The following is a 26,198-nucleotide window of genomic DNA, read 5'->3' as shown; positions in this document are numbered from 1 at the left end:
GAGCGTTTGCGTTTGTTGCTACTTGGCTTAGCTTTTGTTCATTGAGTCTTTCGAGAAATCCCTTCAGCCAATTGCTTCTTAACCGAACAAGCTCTTAGCCGATTAAGTAACCGCCATCAACATTGATAGCTGCGCCTGTGGTGTAGCTGGCAGCATCTGAGACTAAGTACAACACAGTGCCAGCCATTTCGTCGGGTTCGGCAACACGGCGCATCGGCACATGTGCCATCGCTTGTTCTAAAATTTTCGGATTTTTCACTAGAGTTGCGGCGAACTTGGTGTCGGTAGCGCCAGGAAGTAGGGCATTAACGCGAATATTGAAAGCGGCACATTCTTTGGCAAAGGCCTTTGTCATCGAAATAACCGCGGCTTTAGTAATTGAATAGATACCTTGGAAATCACCTGGTACTACACCATTAATTGACGCGACGTTTACAATTGCGCCACCGCCATTCTCTTTCATTAATTGAGCGCCTTTAGTTGACATAAAAAAGTAACCACGGATATTCACGTCAACCGTTTTTTGATAAGCACCTAGATCTGTTTCTAAAATGTGGCCAAAATAGGGATTGGCTGCGGCGTTGTTAACGAGAATATCTAACTTTCCGTGCTGCTCGGTAATTGCAGTGAACAATTGCTCAATTTGCTCCATATCACCGATATGGCAGGGAATAGCTTGAGCACTGCCACCTTCGCTAGTGATTTTTTCGACAACAGCTTCACAACCGTCTATTTTTCGGCTTGATACGATGACATGAGCACCATAAGCGGCTAGCGTTTTGGCAATGCTTTCACCAATGCCGCGACTTGCACCAGTCACAAGTGCGACTTTTCCTGATAGGTCAAATAAGTTGTTGTTCATTTTATATCCCTTAATTTTGCTTAATTGGGTTTTTATAATTTGATTGTATGAGTTTAGTTATATTAATTTTGTTGAATAAATTTAGTTGTATGTTCATGTTCATTTGTCTGTTGATCAGCGGTGCGTAGACCAACTTGCACCTACCTGTTCAAGGTGTTGATAATTATTAAAGTAATCTAATGAAATTCGCTCACCAGAGAATATGATTTTGGTTACGCTAGTGTTTCTAATTTGTCTCATTAACGTTAAGCAATGTTGATCAGATAGTGCTAATAATTGTTGAACTATTGCCGCGATAATACCGCCAGAGGTAAAGGCTAAAATTGTTTGATGTTCAACTTTTCGCGCTTGAATCATCAGTTGCAAAGCTGTATTTGCTCTTTGTTTGAATACGCACCAAGATTCTTGATAGTTGCCGGTACTGCCAGCCAGTGCCCATTTGGTAAAAGCATCATCGAACACTTGCTTTAAATTGTTCTTGGCATCAGGAAGCGACGAAAAATAATCGACAAGATCTTGATAGCTTTGCCATTGTTTTTCGCTTTGCATCAAAATATCAACATGGTCGAACTCGTTAAGCGCTGGTAATTCGTGAGCGGTAACCACTTGGGGCGCGGTATTTCTGTATGCCTTATTAAATGCTTCATAGGTTTGATGGTGACGGCACAATTCTCCAGTAAAGACTAAATCCGGGGCTGGCATGGTTTGCCATGCTTTACCTAACATTAAACCTTGCTGATGACCTTTGGGCGATAAACGATCATACTCAGGCTCACCAAATGAAGCTTGTCCGTGTCTGATTAAATAAAGTGAAGCCATGTATTTCTTATGTATGGTTTTAGTCGCTATAAAATCATCTTAAAAAGCCTACATAAATAAAACAAATGAATATTAGTAATCTTATTATATTCGTGTTAAGAATAAATAAAGCGTTAGTCATTACTAAACAAAAGTTATATCAACGTTAGGCATTGCAAAGTGATATGAGGATCTACAATGAAAATGGATTTAAATTTGTTTGTGGTATTTGAAGCCATCTACTGTGAAGGGAATATCAGTAAAGCGGCTTCAGCCTTAAACCTTTCGCAACCAGCGGTCAGTCATTCGTTGGCAAAATTAAGAACACAATTCGATGATAAGCTCTTTATTCGACAGGGCAATCAAATGAAGCCAACAGCGCTTGCTAAAAATGTTATTGGCGATGTCAGAGAAGCACTTCATCAACTGCAAAGCAGTGTGTATCAAGCGCAGAAATTTGAACCTTCAACGTCTCGAAAATATTGCACAGTATCATTACATGGCTCGCTAGAAGCTTCATATTTACCGCTATTTGCTGAGCAACTGCTAACAGAATCGCCAAATATGAATTTTACCAGTAAAAGAGTGAGGCGAAGTGAACTAGAGAACAAGTTAGCAAGTGGTGATATCGATATAGCCATTGATATTTTGTTGCCTGTTAGTAGCAATGTCGTGCACCAACAGTTAACCAAAGACAAGCTAGTGGTGGTGGCTAGACAGAACCATCCAATTTTTACTGGCAAGTTGGACTTGCAAAGGTACTTAAGCCAAACGCATGTCGTTGCTTCTACACGTACTTCTGGCCCAAGCTTGGAAGACTACGAATTAGGGCGACTTGGCATACAGCGAAAAGTCGCATTAAGGTGCCAACATTTATTGTCGGCGTGTCGAGTTATCGCAAACAATGACATGTTGCTAACCATACCCGAGAAATCGGCCAAAATGTACCGTGAACTTTTACCCATTAGTATCGCGCCACTGCCAATAGAACTGCCACCGCTAGACGTGCATATCTATTGGCATAGCAATGTTGACCAAGACCCTGCAAATACATGGTTGCGCAATAAAGTAATCGCTGCGCAGCAGCCTAATAGTTAATACTTTTAAAGTTTTTAGTGATAAGTGTTAGGGTATAAAAAAGAAATGGTCGGGATAGCAGGACTTGAACCTGCGACCTCACGTCCCCCAGACGCACGCGCTACCAGACTGCGCTATATCCCGATTATTTGGTATGTATTTCTTGATGAGAATCGCAAGAAACAGGCTGTATATTAACGATAATATGGACTTTTGCAATCACAAAAGTCCATATTTTTTCTTATCTCTGTTCAAGCGATGATTTATTGAACGTTTTGAATCTGTTGATGATTTTCACTAAAGCGTTTGATGAAATGGACGCCATCAATCATTAGTGGAAAATCTGATGGTACTGAAATTGGCGCAGCTAATTGGCGCGAATAACTTTGGAAGTTACCATTTTGATCAATTAATACTGATTTATCCTTGTTAAACACGACCATGCCATTTTCAGTGGTATTGGCAATCACTCGATCACCTGTTAGATTAAAGACATTTTTACCACCAGTTAGCTGCTCAGAATGTTCTTGGCAGCCTAACCAGTTCGTTAGTAACGTTGGCGCAATATCCATTTGACTGGTTAAGCGTGAGATTTGCTGCTGACGCTTTTCAGGCCATAAAATTAACGCTGGCTTTATCGATAACATCTCTTGCTCAGAAGCATTACCCAGTGAACTAATAATAATGTTGTCTTGCTGGGCTTTTTGCTTTTGTGCAAGTAGCAGGGCATCAATAAACAATTCAAGTTGGTAAGTATCTTCTTGATCAAAGTAGATAAAGTGTAGGCCTTGCGAAAATTCTGCTAACTCTTCTGGAAAGATAAGTGAGGCAATATTATCTCGCTCATTAACACTATCAAAATGCTCAGCAAACCAAGGCATCATCGGTGATGCCTGCTCAGTGATTAGCGTTAAACTGGTTGTTAAGTTGTGCTGCTTGATCGCTTGTAACAGCACAGATTCGGCCATTTCCTGCTTGATTGATGGCTGATAAATGGTTGGTAAACCATAAACTAAGTTAAACCATGCATTATCAAAGGTTGCGTTATCGATATGGTGAGAAAGCTTGATACTCGTTGCAGTAGAACGCTGGCTAAACTGACTAATTTGCTGCTCAGACAAGGTTGCCTTACTCAGTATTACAAAAGTTGACTGCTGGTTATCAATCGCCTGACATTGGCCAATGGTCGGATATTTGGGCATCGGTTGATTAAAGGCTAACGGGCTAGTTTTACGCGCTATATAGTCGCCTTCATTGAACATTCCGTATTTGGTTAGCAATGTTTTAGCTGTGGTTGGGTAGGAAAGCGGTAAAGTGGTATCTTGCTTTAACACGTCATATTCAAGGTTAGCGTCGGCCCATATGTGCATCATATGGCTGGTAAAAAACGCGACGATTAAGCCAAATACAACAAATTTAGCAAATACTGTACGTTGTAATTTGCTTAAGTGCTTCCAAGCGTAATTACTGACAGTTAATTGAAATGTCAGTATGACTAAGGTCAAAACAAGGCTAATAAACCAAAAAGTGCGTCTATCATCCTGTATTTCTTGACCAATTAAATCAATGATTTGCCCAATTGAAGACGCATTTATATGGTAACCCAAGCGGTTATAAACAAAGGCGTCGAGCAGTAACAGCAGCAACATGGCAGTAAAAATAATCGACGCTGCAGCTCTGATAAAGCGGGTTTTGGGAATAAGTAAGGTAAGGGGGAAGACTAGCAAGACAAAGGTCATAAAGGTTAAAAACGCCATATGACTGAGCCAAGTGCTGACCAAGTATACTTGGCCAGCCAAGGTTTGTGGCGCCGCTTCATTAACCACATAAACCGTGGCGAGCAATATCGCCGCAATGATATTAAAAAAGGTAAACCAATGCCCCCAGCTAATTAAATGTAATAGCTTCTTGCTGTAGGTTTTCGATTCAAACGACACCATAACGTTTTGTAACTCTTGTTCTTCTTATTTAGTTGTAGTGTTAACCGATTGGCTTAGCGCTTTAGTGAAATTTTCAACTACGGCTTGTCGTTGTTTTTCAGGCACTTGTTGCGTTAGTACTTCGGTTACTACATTACCTAAACACATTAGCGACAAATCTGCACCTGCTTTTTCCTCAATTAAGACATTTAATAGGTTGTCGATAATTTTTTCTACACGTTCGTTGGAATACTTAGATACAATAGGCATAATTTTTTACTTAAATACGTTTTACTTAGCGACTTTACTTAACAGCATACTATCAGCTTGCTAAAGCTTATCGGTTTATAAGGCCGATGTTTTTAGGTTTAGTTAAATCACTAGATAAGATTGAAAGGTGATAAGCGCCATAGTTTATCAAAAGCCTTATCAATATCATACTGACCAGCAATTATGAGTTTAATAATTTCCAATATCGCGCTGCATTTTCTTTCAAAACAAGCAGAAACCGGCGAAGTACAAATTCGCTACGGCGCAGAATCGTTAGCGATTAGCAATAAAATTCAAAGCTTTATGGAGGCACTCCATAATATTTACAATAAAAAAGGCAATAAAGGTTATGGCCATTTTTCATCAATGCCAGCAGAAGGCGATGAAGCACGTTTTGTTGATATCATGGAAAGTTACTTAAGCGATGTACAAGATTTCAACAGTTTTAGCCAACAAGCCACTAACTTGTTGAAAAATGAACTGACTAAATACGACTTAGCCGAAACCGGCTATTTAGTGCTGAGCCATTACGAGCACATGGGCGGTCGCTACTTAATTGCTGCCATTATTCCTATTTCTGAGCATTATTCAGTGGATAGCGAATTAAACATTTCTGCCGACCAACATTTAGATACCGACAAACTGCAACTAGCAGCGCGTATTGATTTATTTGATTATCAGCAAAATCCATCAGGCGATCGCTATGTCACCTTTATTCGCGGTCGTGCTGGTCGTAAAGTATCTGACTTCTTTTTAGACTTTTTAGGCTGTGAAGAAGGTTTAAATGCTAAAGCGCAAACCCAAGCACTGGTTGAAGCTGTTGAAGATTATGTTGCCGTTAATCAGTTAGACGCAGATGAAAAGCAACAAACACGTAAAGAACTGCTTAGCTACTGTAAAGAGCAAAAAGAATCGTCACAAGACGTACAAATTAAAGAAATTGATAAAATCGTTTCTAACGGTGATGGTGGCGATAGCTTTTACGAATTCTGTAAAACCCAAGACTACCAAATTGAAGAGTCATTCCCGCATGATCAAGCAGTAGTGAACAAGGTGACCAAATATTCAGGCTTCGGTAATGGTATCAGCGTTAGCTTTGAGCGTAGTCACTTTGGCCAAGATGTCGTGTATAATCAAGCCAATGACAGCTTAACAATTTATAAAGTCCCACCAAATTTAAAAGATCAACTATTGAAGTTACTTAATGATCAAAACGATCAGTAAGACTGGCCATAACGGCGCCCAGTAATTTATTTTCAATAATTATCGATGAACGAAAGGATAACCAATGACAAGTTTAACTATTACTCGACCAGATGATTGGCATGTACACTTGCGCGATGGCGAAGTACTGCCTAACACAGTTACCGATATTAGCCGCTACTTTGGTCGAGCGATTGTCATGCCTAACTTAGTGCCGCCAGTCACCAATGCTGAGCTTGCACAAGAATATTATGATCGCATTATGGCAGCTCAGCCGCGTGAAGGCTTTAAGCCATTAATGGTACTTTATTTAACTGACAACACCACGCCGCAAGATATTATCGATGCAAAAAATAGTGGTTTAGTGTTTGCTTGTAAGCTTTACCCAGCAGGAGCAACTACCAATTCAGCCTCTGGTGTGACAGATGTTGCTAACATCAGAGACGTATTAGCGGAAATGGAACGTCAAGGCATCTTATTGTTAATACATGGTGAAGTAACCACACACGATGTTGACATTTTTGACCGTGAAGCTGAATTTATCGAGACCATCTTAACGCCGCTTGTTGCAGCACATCCCAACCTAAAAATCGTGCTAGAGCACATTACCACTAAGCAAGCGGTTGAATTTGTTAAAGCAGCAGATGATAACGTTGGTGCCACCATTACTGCGCATCACTTACTTTATAACCGCAACCATATGCTAGTGGGTGGTATTCGCCCACACTTTTTCTGTTTGCCGATTTTAAAACGCAACATTCACCAGCAAGCCTTGGTGGAAGCAGCGACTAGTGGCAATAAGAAGTTTTTCTTAGGTACAGACTCTGCGCCACATGCCAAACACGCAAAAGAAAGTGCCTGTGGCTGTGCCGGTTCTTACACTGCTCATGCTGCAATTGAACTTTATGCCGAAGTATTTGAACAAGAAAATGCACTAGATCAACTAGAAGCATTCGCCAGTTTAAATGGCCCAACTTTCTACGGTTTACCGGTTAACAGCGATACCATCACGCTTGAAAAAGCAGCATGGGATGTGCCAGAGACAATGTCATTTGGCTCCGATGTTGTCGTGCCGATTAAAGCGGGTGAACAAATGACTTGGCAGGTAAAAGGCTAAACGCTGGTCGTTTAACCTGAGGAAAAAACTGAATGCAATTATTTGTTAACGACTTAACGGTTATTGATTTTTCATACCTTTGTGAGCAACGTGGCATTGTTGGTGAAAGCTGGGTTGTCGATGTGCTACTCGATGGCGACTTAAACGAAATGAGCATGGTGCTTGATTTCGGTGTCGTGAAAAAACAAATCAAAGCCATCATCGATGATGCGGTTGACCATAAATTACTGCTGCCAACAAGCTCAAAGCAGTTACGCGTTACTGATTCGCATGTTCGTGAAGGCCACGAATTTGTTGACTTTACCTCAAACCGAGCCAGTTACTTCTTACAATCGCCAATCTGTGCGTTTGCTAAACTAGACTGCCAAGCAATTACCATCGAAGCGGTTACTGAACACTTGATTGAAGTAATCCAAAAGCAGCTACCGGATAATGTAAAAGGTCTGTCGATCAACTTACGACCGGAAGCCATTCCAAGTGATTTTTATCACTATACTCACGGCCTTAAAAAGCATGATGGTAACTGTCAACGTATCGCACATGGCCACCGCTCAAAAATTAATTTGTTCAAAAATGACCAAGCAGATACTGAGTTAGAGGCCTATTGGTGTGAACGTTGGCGCGACATTTACTTAGCCTCGATTGAAGATAAAGTAACCGAAGAAGAAATTGAATTATCTGCGTTTGCTCGTGACAATTTACAACCCGATCACCAATACTTTGCCTATATGGCACCGCAAGGTCGTTTTGATATTGCGGTACAAGCACATGTATTGGAAGTGGTTGATTGTGATTCAACAGTTGAGCTATTAGCCGACTATATTGGTCGCCAACTAAAAGCACAACATCCAAACGACACTATTAAAGTGGTTGCCTATGAAGGTGTCGGTAAAGGAGCTATCGCCAGTGTTTAAATCGTTCACTTTTTCAGTGCCTTTTTCAAAATCGTTACCTTTGTTACTTGCAACGAGCTTGGTTAGCCTATCGGCACAAGCAAAATTAACGCTGTCAGGCGAAGTGATCCAAGGTGGCTTAATTGTTGGACAAGCGACACCTGGGGCTGTGGTGAAGTTAAACGACAAAATGCTTAAAGTCAGTAAACAAGGTGAATTCGCTTTTGGCTTTGGCCGAGATGATAAAGCACGTTATCAATTAATAGTAACCAACCCTGACGGCTCTACTGAGCAAAAAACACTAACCCCAAAAACGCGTGAGTACAAAATTCAACGGGTTAACGGCATAAAAAAAAGCATTATGAAGCCTAACCCGAAGGCTGTTGCACGAGCTAAGAAAGACAGTGCACAAGTAAGAGCGGCGAGGGCAACGGATAGTGATTTAACCTATTTTGCTGATGGTTTTGTTGCGCCAATTAAAGGCATAGTAACCGGTGTTTACGGTAGCCAGCGTTTTTACAATGGTGAGCCAAGAACACCACATTACGGTTTAGATTATGCTGGTGACAAAGGCGATCCCGTTAAAGCGCCTGCTGACGGTGTTGTTACCTTAACTGTGCCCGATATGTTTTACTCCGGTGGCACCATGATCATCGACCATGGTCACGGCGTATCATCGACCTTTTTACATTTAAGCGATAGCTATGTAAAAGTTGGTGACAAAGTTAAACAAGGGGATGTTGTTGCCGCAGTTGGTTCAACAGGAAGATCTACCGGTCCACATTTAGACTGGCGAATTAACTGGTTTAATGTTCGCCTTGACCCTGCGTTAGCACTAAAGATTCAAACGAATAACTAAACGAATAATTAAAAGCTCAGCGAAAAATTACAAAATCTTTTATCAAACCTTATTTCAAAGCAGTTACCTGTTAATAGTAGCTGCTTTATTTTTAACCAAGTGTATAGATGAAAAGTAGGGTGCTTATTTGTCTTCGAAGGAATTAAAAAAATATAACTTTTTAATTAACCTTACGTTTTTTACCACTTGCTGCACGTTGTTTATTTTCGGTTTGCACATAAACGGTATCGGTTGTTGCCATACTGGCATGGCCTAAGTCTTCAGAAACATCTTTAAGCTCGCGGCCTCGTTCAATTTCCATACTCGCTCCGGTATGTCTCAACCAGTGAGTTGTGGCTTCTTTTAATCGAAGTGCTTTATTTTCACCTTCATATTGGCGCATTTTATCGTAAGCTTGATCAAAAACAGCTTGTACAATGCGGCGTAAATGGCGAGCTGTCATACCACCTTGACCACGAATTTTCTCAACCAGTACTGTATTTTCATTACTTGACGGTAAATCATAAAGTCCACGTGATAAGCGATAACGCTCAAGAAATGGCAAGAAATCAATAGGTACTGTAACATCTCTAAGCTTTCTGCCTTTACCAAAAACTTTTAGCCACCAATTATCGTCATCATCCAACCAAAAATGGCCCATAATGGGTGACCAAGTCGCGCGCTCTGACAACTCAGATATACGCAAAAATAAGGTTTTTAAAGCCGCAATCACAAATAAGTTACGCTCATAAATGGCATCTTCATCGGCCATTTCTACCGCAACATCAAGTACATATTGCCATTGCGCGCTGCTTAAGCGATTAACTTCTTTCACTTGTACGTCAGTAATAAAGTGGCGGCAGTCTTTTTTGGCAATTTGTGCTGGGTTACCTAAACAAAATTCTTCACTCATTAGATAATTGTAGAAAACGATAATACCTGTGAACATGGATGTGAGTGTTTGTTGTGATGGACGGTATTTCTTTTTTAGCTGATTAACGTCAAGCGTCTGGGCATTGGCAGTCAGTTTACATAATTGACTTTTTGAAAGTTGAACTTTAAATGGTGCCCAATGTTCATTCGCTGAAGAATAACCGGCAGCCACTTTAAAGCGTTCTTGGTTAGATGTGCCAATCCAATTAATTGGCGGCTGCCAACAAAAGTCTGCATATTCAAGAATGTCAGCTTTGCGTAATTGATCAATCGGTGTTTGTTTTTCGAGAAACGACCAAAGTAAGAAACGTTCAACTTCATTTCTAAATCTGTCGTAAGTATGTGGAGATTTATTTCGGCCAACATATTCAAGATAAGCTTTTCCCCAGTTGAATTGTTCAAGCCACCAAGCCGGTTGCTCATCAAAGAAAGCATTAAGCTCTGGATAGTCTTCAAAATCAAACTCGATTAAATCAAAGTATGTTGGATACAAAGGTACAGGGTTAGTTTTAGATACAGCCATAATTAAGGTTATTAAAAACAAATAATTGGTATGATTATCACAATGGAACTAGTTTAAACGCCCGAAAACACTATGTCCAATACTAAAGAGTATTGGACATAACAAAGGTGGATACTTGTAAGGGTGTTTACGTTTACATCCCCGTCTATACTCTACTACTTTTCTTCTTGTGAGCTTTAATTTTGCCTGCTTATCAAATCGTTGAATATTTAAAGTTTGTATAAAAATACGAATCTTATAGATATTGTCTTTAATTCTTTTCGGTTTTTCGCAATGTTCTTTATTCGCTAGAATAAAATTTCTACAGTGCTCATAACACCCGATGCATCTTGTTTAATGGCCACTTCACGCTCTTGCTCGGTTAAAATCCCAACAAATGGCGTATTACGCCTTAGTCGCCGCATTTGTGGTGTGTCTTCAATCATTGCGTTTAGAAAAACTTCTGGTTGATCTATCATTTCTAAAATACTGTACCAGTTAATAAAATGACTATATCGAATTTTCTTTTCATCGAGCTGTTGTTCTAACTTGTTTTTTACTTTCTGCACACAATGAGTATCCGCTAATAATTTTTTAGCAATCGCATGATGAATCGCAATTATTTGGCGATCTATATTTTCATCTTTGATGCTTGTTTTCTTGATAGCGTAAGGTTTTTTTCGCCGTTTGTTAAAAGATTGATAACGCATTTAGTGAAAATCCCGTGATTTAGTGTTCAAACAATCAAGCTCTTTCGACAAGTCTATCAATTTTCCAGCAATCACATGTGTCACTCTACCTTCGCGTTCAAGAATGCCGGTTACTTTTAAGATTTTAGCTGTCATGTAAGGTTGCTTTTGTGCTCTGGAAGTTGCCGCCCATACCACAACATTGATATTACCAGTATCGTCTTCTAACGTAATAAAAGTTACGCCACCAGCGGTACCTGGTGCTTGTTTTCCTGTGACAACGCCTATAACAGTGACTATAGACTTATGCGATTTCTCACTTAGTTCGCTCATTCGAGTGAACTTGCTCAGTTTACCTGCGTTAGCGAGTAAAGTAATTGGATGGCTGTTAAGGCTTAGCCCAGTGGCATCATAATCTTCCAGTAAAGCGTCGAATTCATTGGGTGAAAAATCAAAATCCTGCTGCTGGTCAGTTACATTTTTGCTAAAAAGTGGTAATTCATGTTCTTTACTCATTAACTGCCATCGAGCCAGATAACGATTACCAGCAATACATTGAAAAGCATTTGCGCTGGCTAATTGTTCTATTGTCTGTCGACTAATACCTATTCGCTTTAACTGCTCCATATGAGTAAAGCCTGATTTTGGTCTGTTGACAATTAAGGTTGTTGCTGCTTGTTCGGATACTCCCTTTACTAGACAAAAGCCTAAACGTATTGCTTTAGTATTATTTTCATCTACCACGTTATGCCAATAATTAGATTGATTAATGCATACTGGTAGCATCAAAATGCCATGGCGTTTAGCATCTTGAGTTAATTGCGACGGCGAATAAAACCCCATGGGCATGCTATTGAGTAGCGAAGTGTAAAATACTGCCGGGTAGTAATATTTTAGCCAAGCCGAAACATAGGCCAATACAGCGAATGAAGCTGAGTGACTTTCGGGAAAACCGTATTCCCCAAAACCGAGAATTTGGTTAAATATTTGCTCTGCAAATTCAACACTGTAACCGCGTTTTTTCATTCCGTTAATGAGCTTGGTTTTAAACTGAAGTAACTTTCCCGTTTTTTTCCAACTGGCCATTGCTCTGCGTAATTGATCCGCTTCACCACCGGAAAACCCTGCCGCGACCATTGCCAGCTTTATCACTTGTTCTTGAAAAATCGGAACGCCCAAAGTACGTTCTAACACTGCTTTGACCGCTTGTGATGGGTACTCGACAGCTTCTTTTCCATCACGGCGCTTTAAGAAAGGATGCACCATATCACCTTGAATTGGTCCTGGCCGAACAATAGCAATTTGAATCACTAAATCATAATAGGTGCTAGGCTTAAGCCTAGGCAACATACTCATTTGTGCCCTTGATTCAATTTGAAATAACCCAACAGTATCGGCTTTCTGGATCATCTCATACACGTTAGGGTCTTCAGGGAGTGCAGTAATTTTAGCGATTGTTAGCGAGTGCTGATAATGCTGGCTAATCAGTGTAAAGCATTTGCGAATTGCACTTAACATGCCTAAAGCAAGCACATCAACTTTCAGTAAGCCAAGGGATTCTAAATCATCTTTATCCCATTGAATGACAGTCCGCTCTGCCATGCTTGCATTTTCAACTGGCACTAGTTCATACAAAGGGCCAGATGAGATAATAAAGCCGCCAACGTGTTGAGACAAATGACGAGGAAAGCCTTTTATTTCATTTACTAACTCAATGAAATGTTGGCTTTTTTTTGAATTAGAATCTAACCCTAACTCAAACACTTGAGTTTGCCAGTCCAAGCTTTTATCACGTCGATTAATGTTCTTGATAAAATATTCAAGCTGAGTTGAATGTAAACCTAGTGCTTTGCCGACTTCTCGAATTGCACTTTTAAGGCGATAAGTAATGACTGTCGCAGCTAGTGCGGTACGTTCACGACCATATTTTTGATAGATATACTGAATGACTTCTTCACGCCGTTCATGTTCAAAATCTACGTCAATATCCGGTGGCTCATCTCGCTCTTTACTAATAAAACGTTCAAATAGTACTTCAATCTTGGTTGGGTCAACCGCAGTTATTTCTAAACAATAACAAACCACCGAGTTAGCCGCAGAACCTCGGCCTTGATATAAAATTCCCTGTGCTTGTGCAAACATTACAATGTCATGAATAGTTAAGAAAAAATAGGGATAGTTGAGCTCCTCTATTAAATCGAGCTCTTTATGAATTAACTGCTGAATATTGGGTTTGATAGCACCTTCAAAGCGTTTAGCCGCTCCTTTTTCTACTAATTCACGCAAATGAGCCATGGCCGTTTTACCCGAAGGTACTAATTCTGCAGGATATTCATATTGCAGCTCTTGTAAATTAAACTGGCAGCGTTTAGCAATTTCTATTGATTCACTTAGCCACTCTTGCTTGAACAATTTACGTAACTTTGCCAATGTTCGCAGGCAGCGTTCGCTATTAGGTAAGCGTTTGTCGCCAAGTTCACCAATGGAAATACCTTCTTTAATTGCGGTTAAAGTATGCTGGAGCTTTAAGCGGTTTGTTGTGTGAAATAGTACCCCACCACAAGCTGTCACAGGTAGATTAAGTTGCTTAGCAAGTGATAAACAATGCGTTAAATGTGCAGATTCATTGTGTACTAATTGTCGTTGTACGCCTAGCCATGTGCGAGAAGAATGATGTTTCAATAGCCAACTGCCCCACTGGTAATCACTTTCTTTACCTGCTGGCAGCCATATAACTAAGCAATGTTTTAATGACATCAGATCCCATTCTTGAAGATCATAGTGCCCTTTTTCTGTTCGCCTTCGCGCATTGGTGATAATACGACAAAGCTCTGCATATGCTTGGCGACTTGGGCATAGCAGTACAACTTTCAACTCACCTTGAAGTGAAAATACGCTGCCAACGATGAGCTGTATTGGTAGTTCATGCTCTTTAATCGCAGTATGTGCGCGAACAACACCTGCAACAGAGCATTCGTCGGTAATTGCGATGGCGTGATAACCCAAGAAGTTTGCCTGTATTACCAGTTCTTCGGGATGAGAGGCACCTTCAAGAAAAGAAAAGTTACTTTGACAAAATAGCTCGCTATACATGATTTATTACCATTAGTTACCAAAAACGCTCTAACCTTTAGCTAAATAGCCCATGAATAAACCACTGCTGATTGTGATCGCGAAATAGCCAAAGCCAACGTCCCTGCTCACTCCGGCCAATGAAGTAATCACGAACAACTTGGTAATCATCCCACCAACCAGCAATAATACGCTCTGGCGGCGAAACTATTTTTACTGGCTCTTTCAATGGTGATGGCGTAGTTAATAAGAATGTTGGTCTTAGCTTTGTCGATGACGGCTGGCTATTGACTGAAAACGGAGGGCATAGCTGATTGGCGATTTCTGGTCTGGCATCTTGCTTAGTCGCTAAGCCTTTTACTCGCTCTTGCCCTAATTTTGCGACCAAGTTAGTGACTAATTCTTGTGCTGATAACTCTCCTTGAGACCCCAAAAACAAGTCATTAGCTTGTGTTCCTTTTCTGGTGAGGCGTTTGGTTGTTAAGGTTAATCCTATAATGGGTTCAACAAGCTTAATTGAAGCTAAATTTAGCTCTGTTAAGGCCAGCCATTTATCCGCTTTATATTCACCTTGTAAAGCGGTAATAGTTAACACAAGGTTTTCACTATCGCGTTGATGTAGACATAAGGTTAGCTCTGTGGCGAGCATATCTTTCAATCGTAGATGCTTTTCTAGCAGCAAGAATTGTTTCAATAGCGGCTTAGATAAGTACTGCTGATTGCTCACTTCATAATACAATTCAAGGTAGTATTCAAAAGGCTCAGGTGGAATATAAAACTGAACCGGATGTGGAATTTTCCCTGTGAGCTGGCCAATATAATGAACAACTTCAACATCAAATCGCGTAGAAAGCTCAGCTAATGGCACCTTGAGCAAGTCACCCAAGTGGCTAATCCCGACTTTTTGCAGACGATTAACCATGTTGATGTTTAAATCGGCATGAACAAGACTCTGCTGCTTAATTTGCCTAGTCAGCCAGTCTTGACTCTCGCTCAGTTTATCTAACTTCTGTGTCGCCAAAAGCTTAGCGGCAAAAGGCGAATAAGCACAGGCGTAGTGATATTCGAGCTTTAGTGTATTTAGGTGCTGCGACAACACTTGCCAGTAATGCGCCAGATCTCGATATAAGCTCAACATGTTACTCACACGCAGTAATAAGCCATTAGCAGCAAAAATCGTAATATCGGCTGTTTTGCTGTAAAGCCAATGCGCAATATGCTTTAGCAAACGCGCTTCAACTTTTTTATCATACACTTTCACCTCAAGTTCATGACAAAGTGAAGCTGCTGTACCTAGCCCCATACCAAGGTTAATTCCTTGGTTTTTTGCGTATTGATTAAGTTGAATCACTTCATTACTTTTTTCATCAACAATAATTAAAGCTTGCTGATCTGTCGGTTGATAAATTGTACTAAGCTGTAGAGCAGGAAAGTGAAGATAAAGCCACAAGTTCATTATTAGCCTGCTTTTATTTGCGGAAATTCAATAACGTTATCTGCTTTGTTAGGTATGGTCAGTGCTGGCCATTGATTTGTCATATCAATACTAAATGGTGAGGATGGCCAACCAAGTTTACGTTTATTAATACGCGCAGATAACCCTTGCTGTTGAGGGGCAAGTGAAAGGCTTAGTTCAAGCGGTAAACCAACAGATGCAGCGCTACTTTCTTGTAAAACAAACAGTAAGCTATTCCCTGTTTCACAGGCTATTTGTAAGCGTTTTGCCTGATGCAATTCAAGTGGCTGATCAGCCCACATGACCAAGGTATGACAAGCGCCACTACGTAAACAGTGCTCAGCAGCCCATAACACTTCTTGCCATCGTTCTGGGTTAATCAGTAAAAAGTTATCAAGTGGTAAACCATAATGTGCTAAGGCTTCGGCACTAACGATGCCGAAAGAGTTAACAAACACCACTAACCGCTCTTCTGATATCGCCTCTTTAAATAAAGGTAATAGCAAACGCAGTTCACCGATCCCGTATGAGGTTTGTATTTCATTAACACCAATAGAAAAACCACCATTTAAATGGTGATCTAACTCGCTGAAACCTGTTGCGACTGATTTCAGTGAACTTCCTAGCGTACTGCTACCTCGCCATACTAATTTTTGATGCTGCAAGAGCTCTATTATTTTGTTCATTACCGAATACCTGTTTATTTATACAGTATAAGGTAAAGTGCTTTTATTTACTAATGATAATTCCACGATACCTTAGGTAAACATCATCAAATTTAGCTACTGTTTCTTGATGAAAATATGAGCGGAGGATAAGCTGAGTAGTAGAATTTGATTTAACAGACTAAGAATATTTGATGCGATTACTAAAGACTCTATTACTATTAGTTTTTTCTATACTGCTTAGTTCATGTAACTCAGAAAGCAACAATAAAATGAACGGGGGTTACTCATGGTGGTCGGGGCCTTATATTTCAGATAGCAGTTCAAATAGCACTGATTTATTAGTGACAGGAGTCAACAGAAAAGCTTCTAAAGGAGTGCAGTGGGTTGCAGAAATTAGTATGGTAAATAATTCTGTAGAAGTATTAAAAAGAGTCGAGCTTAATAATAATTTCAAGCATGATGAGCATAACGCCCCCGCTATATTAAATATTGATTCGAATATTATAATTGCTGCGACTGGCCATGCTAATGAGAGTGAAACTTGGAAGCAAAAGGTAATTATTTATACGGGTAACAATATTAGCAATCTGAAGCAACAAATCATTACTACGCCAAGCTTGGTTACTTATGTACAGCTCCAGTATACAAATAGTACAGTTATCATGTATAGCCGAATGTCTGATTTAGGTTTTCACTTTTCGACGTCAAATGATTTTGGTCAAACCTGGTCACCATGGAAGCCTCTTCTACAAAGTGCCTACGTTATTTCATCAAGTAACTCGGAGTCACTCGACTTTTATACTGGCTCACATCCAGCCTCGGGAAATAATCAGATATCTTTCTTGTCAGAACCATCTCAGAGATTCGTTACGTCAGCCAACGATCTAAATAATGGTGCTACAATCAATATCGCATTTGCTACACGTAATGCTGATTTAGAGTCTATTTACTCAGCAGATAAAACTAAATTGTCTCGTATTCTTGATGTACTAAATCAAGAGTCATCATTAGCTTTAATTTCAACTCACGATGAATCATCAACAGAAAATTGGCAGCTTTCAATTACGGTAGTTAGCTCGGAATATACAAAACAAGGTACTTATAGTATTGGAGACAACATTGGAGTTCTTGGGCGCCGAAATGAACCATTAAATTCAGGGTATTATGTACTTGGTGCTTCTTTTATTTCGGAAGAAAACGGTCTTGTATCGATAGCATTAATTACTAAAAATGCTGATTACTACCAATTAAAGCTAATAGATTTTGACCTAAAATCAGCTTCAGTTATTTCAGAAGAAGTTGTTTATTCATCAAACAAAGTGATTTATCGACCTGTAGCCCATACATCATTATCAGGTACAAAGTACATTATGTTTAACGAAGCTGACTATTGGAATAATTATCTTGAATGGCGAGCTGTGCAGCGGATAATTGCCATATAGGATAAAATACTTATTCTACGTGCAAAAAAACGGCTCGAAGTGAGCCGTTTTATGTTTCAATAGTTTTATATCTTTGGTGACGATTTAACGCTTAAGCTTACGTCTAAAACCAAATGCTGAGAGTATTGCTAATAGCCCAGCGCCTAAACCAGCACCTTGGCGCTCTACTCTGTCTTCAGACACTTCCGTACAATCTTCAATTTCGCCATTGATAGGTCTTAGCGTAACCGCGCGCACAACGTCTTCAACCAATTGGTTGCCTTCGGCATCTAACATTAATTCGCCTTTGGCATCTCGACGAGGGACTTTTACCACAGCTGTCGCAGAAATTTCATTGTTGTCATTGATATCGCGTGCTTCAATAATGGTGTAATCAGAGTTACAGGTTAAGAAGTCATTAATATCTGTAAAGGTTTCGTTGTTCAGATCATACAAGAAAGCATGTGTACGGCGTTGGCTAGTACTATTTTGAGTTTCAAATTCACCTTCACCAACAATTAAGCCGGCATTATTGATAGCAAATGCAGTACTTGATGAACCTGTGAAAAAGTCATCTGGAAATACCATGGTCATATCACCAGCTGGTGCGTTAGTATCAATATGATAAAACTTTTCACGTACTGAACCATTGACTGAACGAGTGACATAACCAACGGCTATACCATTGTCGTTAATATCGTATGCACGCCCTTCACCTACTTCACCATGATCTTCAACAAGGCTGGTTACTTCATCATTTTTATAAACAACCGGGTAAAGACGGCGAGGTTCATTTTGACTTGGTGATGTTTCAGTTTCATCAATCCAACCATGGCTAAAACCTACGGCAACACCATTGGCATTGATTGCTTGTGCATAGCTACGAAAAACACGATCATCATCTTCATTAGGTGTCACTAATAACCCAAGATCTCTTTCACTGACAACATTGCCACTCTCGTCTAACTCCCACTGATAAGCGGTCAAGAAGTACAAGTCGCTTGATAAGTTTTGCACACAAACCTCAAACGGAATGTCATCAATAATATTTGGATCAGCACAGCCACCTGTATCATCTTCAATATCATCAACTCGATCTTGATTTAATCGATTACTCACGTAACCAACAGCAGTTGTACCGTTCATATCTAAGATGGCAGACTGACCGTTATAAAAACGTGTTTCTGGCGCCAAAATTGGTTTAATGGTTTGACCATAATCTGTCGAGATGTATGCGCGAGTTTCAAAGTCTCTTACCCAATGTGTGACTTCGTCACCGTCGCTTTCGGTAAAATCGATTGGCAGAAAAGGTGCGGATGCATTACCGTAAACCCAACCGTTTTCGGTAATACCATTAATAAAATCAACAGTTGAACGCGTTAACGTATTGGTATTGGTAAAGTTTGTGTCAAAGACAACAAATTCTTCTGATTGGCCACCACGATTAATCATGGCAACAGTGTCACCAATTTTTTGAAAACGGCTGCTGCCTTGGCTTTCTAGGAAGCGTGTTACCCACACTAGGTCATTTGCTGTTGGGTTGCCTGCGCGAAGTGCCGCTTCGTCTTCAATATCTTCTAGGTTATTAACCAGCTCATGAGTACGATCAGCATTGTTAACAATTACGTCGTAGTCATCTTCATCAAGGTATTGAAATTGAACAGGAATATTATATAAGTCGGTACCTTGTACGGCAGATTCACCAAGGTTATTCACTTGCTGACCGTAAGAAAATTTAAGTGAGTTAACTTCACCTAGATCAACGACTTCATAGGTTGCAGCGTTTACCGCAGCTGCCGATAATGCGCTGGCTACACTAAGTGCTACCAGAGATTTCTCAATACTTTTCATCTAACTACTTATCTCACTTATTATTTTTCATCTAACTCTTGCCACCTGTCGTAAGCAGCTTCGAGCTTTGACTCACTTTCTTGCAGCTGGTTCAATATTTTCTGAGTTGTTGCTGTGTCTTGGCTAAAAAAGTCAGGTTGGTTAACCTGATCTTGTAACTCACCAATTAATGACTCCAGATTATCTATTTCCTCCGGCAAAGCTTCAAGCTCTCTTGCCTCTTTATAAGATAATTTTTTCTTAGCGGCCGGTTTATCTTGCTTTTGTTTTGGCTTTTCAGCAGTTTGCGTAGGTTTTAATTGTTCTTCATGGGCTTTTCGTTGTGCCGCCTTGTAGGCAAGGTATTGATCAACGTCGTCGTAACCGCCGACAATTTGCTCAATATGGCCACTGCCATCAAAATACAGACAGGTATTAACACAGTTGTTCACGAAGTCACGGTCATGACTCACCAACACAACAGTACCGTTATAGTTGGCAACAACTTCTTCTAAAAGTTCTAAAGTTTCAATATCCAAATCATTGGTTGGCTCATCGAGAATCAACAAATTGCTTGGACGTAAAAATAATCGGGCGAGTAACAGGCGGTTTTTCTCACCACCAGATAATGCCCTTACTGGCGTACGCGCGCGTTTGGGGCTGAACAAGAAGTCTTGCAAATAACCCAGCACATGACGACTGCGGCCATTTAACGTGACTTCCTGCTTACCATCAGCAACCGTGTCTTGCACGGTTTTATTTGGGTCTAGCTGTTCGCGATGCTGATCAAAATAAGCAATATCTAGGTTAACACCAACGCGTACCTTACCTGATGTAGGTTTAAGTTGTTCCATCAACAGCTTAATTAGCGTCGATTTACCTGTGCCATTAGCACCAATTAACGCTAAGCGATCGCCTCGGCTGACAAGCAGGTTTAAATGATTAATCACGCGTTTATCGCCAAAGGCAATTGAAGTATCTTGTGCTTCAAAAACCAGCTTGCCTGAGCGATCGCCGCTAGATATTTCGATATCCCCTTGCGATTTTAAGTCTCGGCGTTGTTTACGCTCAACACGTAAGCGTTCAAGTGCACGCACTCGCCCTTCATTGCGGGTACGGCGCGCTTTAATACCTTGACGAATCCAAGCTTCTTCTTCCGCAAGCTTTTTATCGAACAACGCATTTTGCTGCGCTTCTACTTGCAAGTCATGCTGCTTTTGTTCGACATACTTATCGTAATCACCGGGATAGCTCGTTAGCTGCCCGCGATCTAAATCAACAATGCGGGTAGATAAACGGCGGATAAATGCACGGTCATGGCTAATAAATACAATAGTACCAGCAAAGTTTTTCAAAAATTGCTCTAGCCATAGAACACTGTCAATATCCAAGTGGTTTGTTGGTTCATCAAGCAATAAAACATCTGGGTTAGTTACTAAGGCCTTGGCTAAGGCAAGTTTTCTGAGCCAACCACCAGAGAGTTGATCAACCGTTTTATCCGCATCAAGTGCTAAGGTACTTAACACTTGTTCAATGCGCTGTTCATCTTGCCACGCATTCGCTTGTTCTAACTGCTGCTGAACATTCGCCAAAGCATCTAAGTTTTTCTCACTCGGTTGTTCGGCAACTAGTGTAACTAACTGATGATATTGTTTTATTAACTCTGCATTGGCATGCAAGCCTTCAGAAACATAATCGAAAACGGTTTTGTCGCAAGTTTGCGGTGGATCTTGCTCGAGCATAGCAATGCGAATATCGTTCGAAAAAGTCAACTGACCATCATCGAGTTGCTGACGGCCACTGACTATTTTTAATAGCGAAGATTTGCCAGCACCATTGCGGCCAACCAAACACACACGTTCGCCTTGGTTGATTCTTAGATCAGCATCATCGAGAATTTTTGCATCGCCAAAAGCAAGTTCAGCATTGGTTATACGAATTAATTCCATGGGGTTATTACTACTCTTTCTCGCTATTTATATTTATTTCTAGTTATTTAAGTGATATTGGTTTATCTGTTGCTTAGCTTTCTAAAGCTATACCTTGGGCAACAAATTGCGTCAGTTGTTCAAGGTCAAATGGCCAAAATAGCTCTTTGCCGTCAATGTCGCGTTGCATTACTGGTATATGCTGACCGTAAGCTTCAACCAAATCTTCTTCATCAACAATATCTACTATTGTTAACATCACTGGCATGGGTAATTGCTGACACAGTGCAAGTGCATCTTCGCACAAATGGCAGCCTTCACTGCCATATAAAATAAATCCGTGTTCTATCATCATTTATTTGCTGTTTGTTGTTTGCTGTTCATTGCCTATGAAATCTACTCTTATCCAGTCTACTTGCGTGTGATCAACCAGCTATTATGAATATGCTTATTACGAGCAAAATCTTTATCGCGTGTTTTGTCCGTCAGATTTTGAGCTTGTAAACCAAGCTCTGCAAGTGCGTCTACATCGATTTTAAAATTGCGCTTATTGTTGGTGAACATAATTTCGCCGTCGTCAGTTAACGAACCAAGTGCGTCTGTTATCATGGCAATATGGTCACGTTGCACATCAAAGGCATCTTCCATGCGTTTTGAGTTTGAAAACGTTGGTGGGTCGATAAAAATGCGTTGGTACTTATCAGTATTTTCTTTTAGCCAGTTTAAACAGTCTGCTTGGATAAACTCATATTTGTGGCTCACTAACTGGTTTAAGGCAAAGTTCTCTTGTGCCCAGTTTAAGTAAGTGTTTGACATATCTACCGTGGTAACTTTTTCTGCGCCATGCAAAGCCGCTTGTACAGACACTGACCCAGTGTAGGCAAACAAATTTAGTAAGCTTTTATCTTTCGCCCATTTCGCAACAATTTGTCTTGTTTTTCGGTGATCTAGGAACAGGCCAGTATCTAGGTAATCCCATAGATTCACTTTCAGTTTAGCACCGTGCTCGTTCACTACTAAAGCTTGGTTCTTTTTATTCAGTTTGTTGTACTGATTGCTGCCCTTTTGCTTTTGACGCGTTTTTAGCACGACTTTACTGGTTTCTATTTCTGTAACCTTTGGCGCCCAGAATAAAACTTCCTGTAGTCGTTTCGCGACTTTTTCAGGCGCAATTTTGGCAGGTGCCGCGTATTCTTGGATGACTAAATAGTCCTGATAGACATCAACCGCGACATTGTATTCAGGAATATCAGCATCATAACAACGGAAACACTCAATATTCTCTGATTTTACCCAACCTTTTAACGCCTTTAGGTTTTTCTTTAAACGGTTGGCAAAATCAGATGGCTGTTGACTGAGATCAACACTGCCGTGCAGGCTATCTTTCGCTAACTGCTTTTCATCTAAATCGTAAATCGCTAACAAACAATCTAACGGACCATTTTTAAATTTATAGCGTTTACTCGTCGCCAGTTTTAATAAAGACAACAATTCTGTATTTGCCGTTAAAATCGATACTCGCCAATTGGCATATTGCTGTTTTAGTTTGCCACCGAACTCGCCAAATAGCTCGACTAGTTCTGGTAATTCACCAATACGCTCACCATATGGCGGGTTAAACAACATTACACCTGGTTTTGAAAATACATTGTTGATCTTACCTGCATCTTTGCAGCTAAATTCAATTAGGTCAGAAATACCGGCTTTACGAGCATTTTGTTTAGCGGTATTAACGACTCGGCTGTCAATATCACTACCATATACCTTGCCAGTAAAGTTTGAGAAATTTTCGATTGATGCTTGGTTGGCGCTATCAAATGCTTGTTGCCATAAAGCGTCATCATGACCGAACCAGTGTTCAAAGCCCCAATATTCGCGCTCTAAGCCTGGCGCTTGTTTGGTCGCAAGGCCAACAGCTTCGATTAACACTGTACCTGAACCACACATAGGGTCAACTAATGGGCGGCTAGTATCATCTAACCAACCTGAGCGGATCACCATTGCGGCAGCTAGGTTTTCTTTTAATGGCGCAGCGCCACTGTCTTTACGGTAGCCACGCTGGAATAAACCGCGTCCTGAGAAGTCTAGGTAAAAGCTTACTTGCCCTTTTAATAGTCGTGCTTGAATTCGAATATCAGGATCTTGTTTACTGACTGAGGGGCGATCTAAATCGTTTTCTCTAAAGTAATCGACGATGGCATCTTTTACCGTTAAACCGCCAAACTGACTGTTGCGTATTTCACGGCTTTTACCGACAAAATCAATAGCAAAAGAATGCTCAGGTGAAAAACAATCATCCCACTCAACCGCTTTCGCAGCTTGGTATAAGTCATCTTTGTTTTGTACGTCGCCTTCACTTAATTTCAGCAACACACGACTTGCTAAACGTGTCCATAAAACGATGTGATAAGCTTGCTCAAGCTCGGCAGTAAAATATACACCTTCAGGCTTTTGCACCACGTTGCTTCCACCTAATTGTTGGATTTCATCCACCAATAAAATTTCAATACCCGGAGAAGTTAACGCTAAAAATTGATACATAAGGAAAGCCTAGAGATAAAAGTGGCGGCAATTATAAACAAACTAGGCTAGACGGGATAGTCACTTGGGCAAATACCTGATGATCTAATAACATGAGCAAATGGATACAACTTGCGAACTGTAGCGTGAATTTAGAGTGAAGCAACACCATGCGTTCAAATTATGCTCAGATTGCACTCGTAACGTTCATTAATCGCACTAACGACAGCTTTTTTGATAAAACTAGTTGCAAACTAAGTTAAGTCTACTTAACATACGCCTCGCTTCCAAGAACAAGCAACTAACATATGTTGCAAGTTCGCAGGTCGTCGGTAACCGACCAGCATAAACAGTTACTATACTTGGCGCGGGATGGAGCAGCCTGGTAGCTCGTCGGGCTCATAACCCGAAGGTCGTCGGTTCAAATCCGGCTCCCGCAACCAATTTTTTTAACGTTATAAAATATACCTAATGTTAAAAGCCACCTTAAAGACGATAAGTCGTCGATTCGCTCTTGATAAAATAAGAGCATCCGCAAGCAAATTCTTTGACGTTAGAAATCAAATAAGTGTTAAAAGTTTTATAAATAAGTGACAAAACTGTCAGCTTTATTTTGAAAAACAACAGTTCCCAAAACCATTTCAAAAAATGCTGTGTATTGCTAGAGAGCAATAAATCTCTCATTAGTTTAATATCTCTACGATTATACTAATTAGAGATTTATCGCTTAACTGAACGCTACTTTATCCGGTTTTAGCTATCATCATTCTTAACTGTTTATTCTTCATTGCTACGTAGCTGACTAGTATCGATTCAAAGTAGCAGTAAGCGACTATCAAAAATAGTCGCACCACACTTATTGCGAAAGAGAGTTGAAATAAATGGTGTTAAACGGAAGCTTTTTACTTTCTGGCGATCAAGTGGACTGTACTGGTTGAACGCTCTAAAAATGCCCCCTCGCAGTAGCCTAAATAAAACAACCACAAGCGTTTGAACTTTTCATCATAGCCAAAGGTTTGTAATTCCGGCCATGAGGCGAGAAAGCGTTCACGCCAATCAGCTAAGGTTTTAGCGTAATCAATACCAATGTCGTGTAACCCATCGATAACTAACGAAGTTTGTGAGCGAATTTTACTTGCCATAAGCTCTATCGACGGTAAAAAACCACCGGGGAAGATATAACGCTGAATAAAGTCTACATTATTCAAATAATGATCAAATCGCTGATCCGCTATTGTAATCGCTTGAATCAACATTTTACCACCAGGCTTTAATCGCTGATTGATTTGTTCAAAAAAACTGTCCATATAGCGATAACCGACCGCTTCTATCATTTCAATGGAGACTAGCTTGTCGAACTCACCAGTTAGCAAGCGGTAGTCTTTCTTTAACAGTGTTATTTGTTCACCCAAGCCCAGCGAATCTACGCGATTTTTAGCATATTCAAATTGGGCATCAGATATCGTCGTGGTAGTTACTTTGCAGCCGTAATGAGTCGCTGCGTATATCGCTAAACCACCCCACCCTGTACCTATTTCTAACAAGTGATCGTCTGCGGTTAGTTCAAGGCGTTCACAGATTAGTTTCAGCTTATTAAGCTGTGCCTGCTCAAGTGACGATTCACCACTTGGATAAATTGCCGATGAATACATCATTTCTTTATCGAGAAAGCGAGTATATAGCTCATTCCCTAGGTCATAGTGCGCGAGTATGTTTTTCTTAGAACCGCTATGTGAATTGCGATTGTTAAAATGAAACCACTGATTTTTTAGTTTGGTAAGCCAGCTAACGTATTTTTCGAATCGATCGGTAACGTGTTGTGCACGGGCAAATACGCGAATAAGATCAGTTAGATTTGTGGTATCCCAGTGCCCAGCAATATAAGCTTCGGCAGCGCCAATACTACCGTTTTTCACTAACGCGCTGTAGGTACTTGGATTTTTCACTTCGATTGTTGCTGAAAGTGGCGAATGTTCGCTTAGCTTACCGAATTGGAATTGTTGATCGCCTTCAATAATGACCAATTGACTATCAGGCAATTGATTAAATATTTTAAATATTATTTGTCGACAACGTTGATTAATCCAATCCTGAAATTTGGAATGCGAAAAACTTGTTGTTTTTTCTAATTGTGAGGCAACGTTTTCCACCATATTCTCCTGATATATCTATCGTTGTGATATTTTTTAGTTAACGCTTATA

The 26,198-nt window shown here is 40.3% G+C and carries 20 protein-coding genes and 2 tRNA genes; 7 read left to right on the top strand and 15 right to left on the bottom strand.

From position 1 onward, the window contains the following. Positions 1-94: 94 nt before the first annotated feature. Positions 95-862 carry an SDR family oxidoreductase gene (locus DXX92_RS09570; RefSeq protein ID WP_116000252.1) on the bottom strand — a complete coding sequence of 256 codons (768 nt, stop codon included), beginning with the start codon at positions 860-862 and terminating at the stop codon, positions 95-97. A gap of 114 nt (positions 863-976) precedes the next feature. Next, a complete protein-coding gene (locus tag DXX92_RS09565) occupies positions 977-1,681 on the bottom strand; it encodes a histidine phosphatase family protein (RefSeq protein ID WP_116000251.1) in 705 nt (234 codons plus the stop codon). A 177-nt stretch (positions 1,682-1,858) separates the two neighbouring features. Here DXX92_RS09565 and DXX92_RS09560 point away from each other — a divergent pair, with 177 nt between their 5' ends. Next, entirely contained in the window at positions 1,859-2,758 is a 900-nt protein-coding gene (locus DXX92_RS09560) for a LysR family transcriptional regulator (protein WP_116000250.1), read from the top strand. Positions 2,759-2,804: 46 nt separating this feature from the next. Here the strand turns inward: DXX92_RS09560 and DXX92_RS09555 are convergent. The 3 genes from DXX92_RS09555 to DXX92_RS09545 form a co-directional block, all read right to left on the bottom strand. Next, a tRNA-Pro gene (locus DXX92_RS09555) sits at positions 2,805-2,881 on the bottom strand. A 119-nt stretch (positions 2,882-3,000) separates the two neighbouring features. Continuing rightward, positions 3,001-4,677 carry a DUF3413 domain-containing protein gene (locus tag DXX92_RS09550; RefSeq protein WP_116000249.1) on the bottom strand — a complete coding sequence of 559 codons (1,677 nt, stop codon included), beginning with the start codon at positions 4,675-4,677 and terminating at the stop codon, positions 3,001-3,003. A 24-nt stretch (positions 4,678-4,701) separates the two neighbouring features. Beyond that, on the bottom strand, positions 4,702-4,926 hold the full coding sequence (locus DXX92_RS09545) for a DUF1414 domain-containing protein (protein WP_116000248.1): 225 nt from the start codon (positions 4,924-4,926) through the stop codon (positions 4,702-4,704). Positions 4,927-5,109: 183 nt separating this feature from the next. Between DXX92_RS09545 and yejK the strand changes: the two genes are divergently transcribed. The 4 genes from yejK to DXX92_RS09525 all read left to right on the top strand — a co-directional run bounded on the left by yejK (position 5,110) and on the right by DXX92_RS09525 (position 8,998). Beyond that, entirely contained in the window at positions 5,110-6,150 is a 1,041-nt protein-coding gene (gene yejK, locus DXX92_RS09540; protein WP_116000247.1) for a nucleoid-associated protein YejK, read from the top strand. Positions 6,151-6,214: 64 nt separating this feature from the next. Then, positions 6,215-7,246 (top strand): dihydroorotase, encoded by a 1,032-nt coding sequence (gene pyrC / locus DXX92_RS09535; protein ID WP_116000246.1) that lies wholly within the window; start codon positions 6,215-6,217, stop codon positions 7,244-7,246. Positions 7,247-7,278: 32 nt separating this feature from the next. Next, complete coding sequence (locus DXX92_RS09530) at positions 7,279-8,160, top strand: 6-carboxytetrahydropterin synthase (protein ID WP_116000245.1); 882 nt, start codon at positions 7,279-7,281, stop codon at positions 8,158-8,160. After that, positions 8,153-8,998, top strand: a complete 846-nt coding sequence (locus tag DXX92_RS09525; protein WP_245961448.1) for a M23 family metallopeptidase — start codon at positions 8,153-8,155, stop codon at positions 8,996-8,998. The genes DXX92_RS09530 and DXX92_RS09525 overlap by 8 nt, the downstream gene beginning before the upstream one ends. A 160-nt stretch (positions 8,999-9,158) precedes the next feature. On the opposite strand, the gene DXX92_RS09520 is transcribed toward DXX92_RS09525, so the two are convergent. The 5 genes from DXX92_RS09520 to DXX92_RS09500 form a co-directional block, all read right to left on the bottom strand. After that, complete coding sequence (locus DXX92_RS09520; RefSeq protein ID WP_116000243.1) at positions 9,159-10,433, bottom strand: tyrosine-type recombinase/integrase; 1,275 nt, start codon at positions 10,431-10,433, stop codon at positions 9,159-9,161. Between the two features lie 287 nt (positions 10,434-10,720). Continuing rightward, positions 10,721-11,122 carry a hypothetical protein gene (locus tag DXX92_RS09515; RefSeq protein ID WP_116000242.1) on the bottom strand — a complete coding sequence of 134 codons (402 nt, stop codon included), beginning with the start codon at positions 11,120-11,122 and terminating at the stop codon, positions 10,721-10,723. Further along, complete coding sequence (locus DXX92_RS09510; RefSeq protein ID WP_220347644.1) at positions 11,123-14,194, bottom strand: error-prone DNA polymerase; 3,072 nt, start codon at positions 14,192-14,194, stop codon at positions 11,123-11,125. It lies immediately after the preceding gene. A gap of 37 nt (positions 14,195-14,231) precedes the next feature. Beyond that, positions 14,232-15,629, bottom strand: a complete 1,398-nt coding sequence (locus tag DXX92_RS09505; RefSeq protein ID WP_116000240.1) for a Y-family DNA polymerase — start codon at positions 15,627-15,629, stop codon at positions 14,232-14,234. Positions 15,630-15,631: 2 nt separating this feature from the next. Further along, positions 15,632-16,315 carry a recombinase RecA gene (locus DXX92_RS09500; RefSeq protein WP_116000239.1) on the bottom strand — a complete coding sequence of 228 codons (684 nt, stop codon included), beginning with the start codon at positions 16,313-16,315 and terminating at the stop codon, positions 15,632-15,634. A gap of 251 nt (positions 16,316-16,566) precedes the next feature. On the opposite strand from DXX92_RS09500, the gene DXX92_RS09495 reads away from it, so the two are divergent. Further along, complete coding sequence (locus tag DXX92_RS09495) at positions 16,567-17,739, top strand: hypothetical protein (protein ID WP_116000238.1); 1,173 nt, start codon at positions 16,567-16,569, stop codon at positions 17,737-17,739. Positions 17,740-17,823: 84 nt separating this feature from the next. On the opposite strand, the gene DXX92_RS09490 is transcribed toward DXX92_RS09495, so the two are convergent. The 4 genes from DXX92_RS09490 to rlmKL form a co-directional block, all read right to left on the bottom strand. Further along, positions 17,824-19,569: a DUF3466 family protein gene (locus DXX92_RS09490; RefSeq protein ID WP_116000237.1), complete on the bottom strand. Its 1,746-nt coding sequence runs from the start codon at positions 19,567-19,569 to the stop codon at positions 17,824-17,826. A 20-nt stretch (positions 19,570-19,589) separates the two neighbouring features. Beyond that, positions 19,590-21,497, bottom strand: coding sequence for an ATP-binding cassette ATPase Uup (gene uup / locus DXX92_RS09485; RefSeq protein ID WP_116000236.1), 1,908 nt, complete (start codon positions 21,495-21,497; stop codon positions 19,590-19,592). 73 nt (positions 21,498-21,570) lie between these two features. Then, positions 21,571-21,831: a glutaredoxin family protein gene (locus tag DXX92_RS09480; protein WP_342768047.1), complete on the bottom strand. Its 261-nt coding sequence runs from the start codon at positions 21,829-21,831 to the stop codon at positions 21,571-21,573. 56 nt (positions 21,832-21,887) lie between these two features. Then, entirely contained in the window at positions 21,888-24,017 is a 2,130-nt protein-coding gene (gene rlmKL, locus DXX92_RS09475) for a bifunctional 23S rRNA (guanine(2069)-N(7))-methyltransferase RlmK/23S rRNA (guanine(2445)-N(2))-methyltransferase RlmL (RefSeq protein ID WP_116000234.1), read from the bottom strand. A 345-nt stretch (positions 24,018-24,362) separates the two neighbouring features. Here rlmKL and DXX92_RS09470 point away from each other — a divergent pair. Beyond that, a tRNA-Met gene (locus DXX92_RS09470) sits at positions 24,363-24,439 on the top strand. Positions 24,440-24,898: 459 nt separating this feature from the next. Here DXX92_RS09470 and DXX92_RS09465 read toward each other — a convergent pair. Continuing rightward, on the bottom strand, positions 24,899-26,149 hold the full coding sequence (locus DXX92_RS09465; RefSeq protein ID WP_116000233.1) for an SAM-dependent methyltransferase: 1,251 nt from the start codon (positions 26,147-26,149) through the stop codon (positions 24,899-24,901). Positions 26,150-26,198 lie beyond the last annotated feature (49 nt).

It is taken from the genome of Thalassotalea euphylliae (assembly GCF_003390395.1).
GTDB lineage: Bacteria > Pseudomonadota > Gammaproteobacteria > Enterobacterales > Alteromonadaceae > Thalassotalea_F > Thalassotalea_F euphylliae_C.
The sequence above is the reverse complement of the archived record's forward strand: the minus strand, read 5'-3'. Positions and strand labels throughout refer to the sequence as shown.

Coding starts and splice junctions, on each gene's coding strand:
- DXX92_RS09570 (WP_116000252.1), bottom strand. CDS start 862: ATGAACAACAACTTATTTGACCTATCAGGAAAAGTCGCACTTGTGACT.
- DXX92_RS09565 (WP_116000251.1), bottom strand. CDS start 1,681: ATGGCTTCACTTTATTTAATCAGACACGGACAAGCTTCATTTGGTGAG.
- DXX92_RS09560 (WP_116000250.1), top strand. CDS start 1,859: ATGAAAATGGATTTAAATTTGTTTGTGGTATTTGAAGCCATCTACTGT.
- DXX92_RS09550 (WP_116000249.1), bottom strand. CDS start 4,677: ATGGTGTCGTTTGAATCGAAAACCTACAGCAAGAAGCTATTACATTTA.
- DXX92_RS09545 (WP_116000248.1), bottom strand. CDS start 4,926: ATGCCTATTGTATCTAAGTATTCCAACGAACGTGTAGAAAAAATTATC.
- yejK (WP_116000247.1), top strand. CDS start 5,110: ATGAGTTTAATAATTTCCAATATCGCGCTGCATTTTCTTTCAAAACAA.
- pyrC (WP_116000246.1), top strand. CDS start 6,215: ATGACAAGTTTAACTATTACTCGACCAGATGATTGGCATGTACACTTG.
- DXX92_RS09530 (WP_116000245.1), top strand. CDS start 7,279: ATGCAATTATTTGTTAACGACTTAACGGTTATTGATTTTTCATACCTT.
- DXX92_RS09520 (WP_116000243.1), bottom strand. CDS start 10,433: ATGGCTGTATCTAAAACTAACCCTGTACCTTTGTATCCAACATACTTT.
- DXX92_RS09515 (WP_116000242.1), bottom strand. CDS start 11,122: ATGCGTTATCAATCTTTTAACAAACGGCGAAAAAAACCTTACGCTATC.
- DXX92_RS09510 (WP_220347644.1), bottom strand. CDS start 14,194: ATGTATAGCGAGCTATTTTGTCAAAGTAACTTTTCTTTTCTTGAAGGT.
- DXX92_RS09505 (WP_116000240.1), bottom strand. CDS start 15,629: ATGAACTTGTGGCTTTATCTTCACTTTCCTGCTCTACAGCTTAGTACA.
- DXX92_RS09500 (WP_116000239.1), bottom strand. CDS start 16,315: ATGAACAAAATAATAGAGCTCTTGCAGCATCAAAAATTAGTATGGCGA.
- DXX92_RS09495 (WP_116000238.1), top strand. CDS start 16,567: ATGAACGGGGGTTACTCATGGTGGTCGGGGCCTTATATTTCAGATAGC.
- DXX92_RS09490 (WP_116000237.1), bottom strand. CDS start 19,569: ATGAAAAGTATTGAGAAATCTCTGGTAGCACTTAGTGTAGCCAGCGCA.
- uup (WP_116000236.1), bottom strand. CDS start 21,497: ATGGAATTAATTCGTATAACCAATGCTGAACTTGCTTTTGGCGATGCA.
- DXX92_RS09480 (WP_342768047.1), bottom strand. CDS start 21,831: ATGATGATAGAACACGGATTTATTTTATATGGCAGTGAAGGCTGCCAT.
- rlmKL (WP_116000234.1), bottom strand. CDS start 24,017: ATGTATCAATTTTTAGCGTTAACTTCTCCGGGTATTGAAATTTTATTG.
- DXX92_RS09465 (WP_116000233.1), bottom strand. CDS start 26,149: ATGGTGGAAAACGTTGCCTCACAATTAGAAAAAACAACAAGTTTTTCG.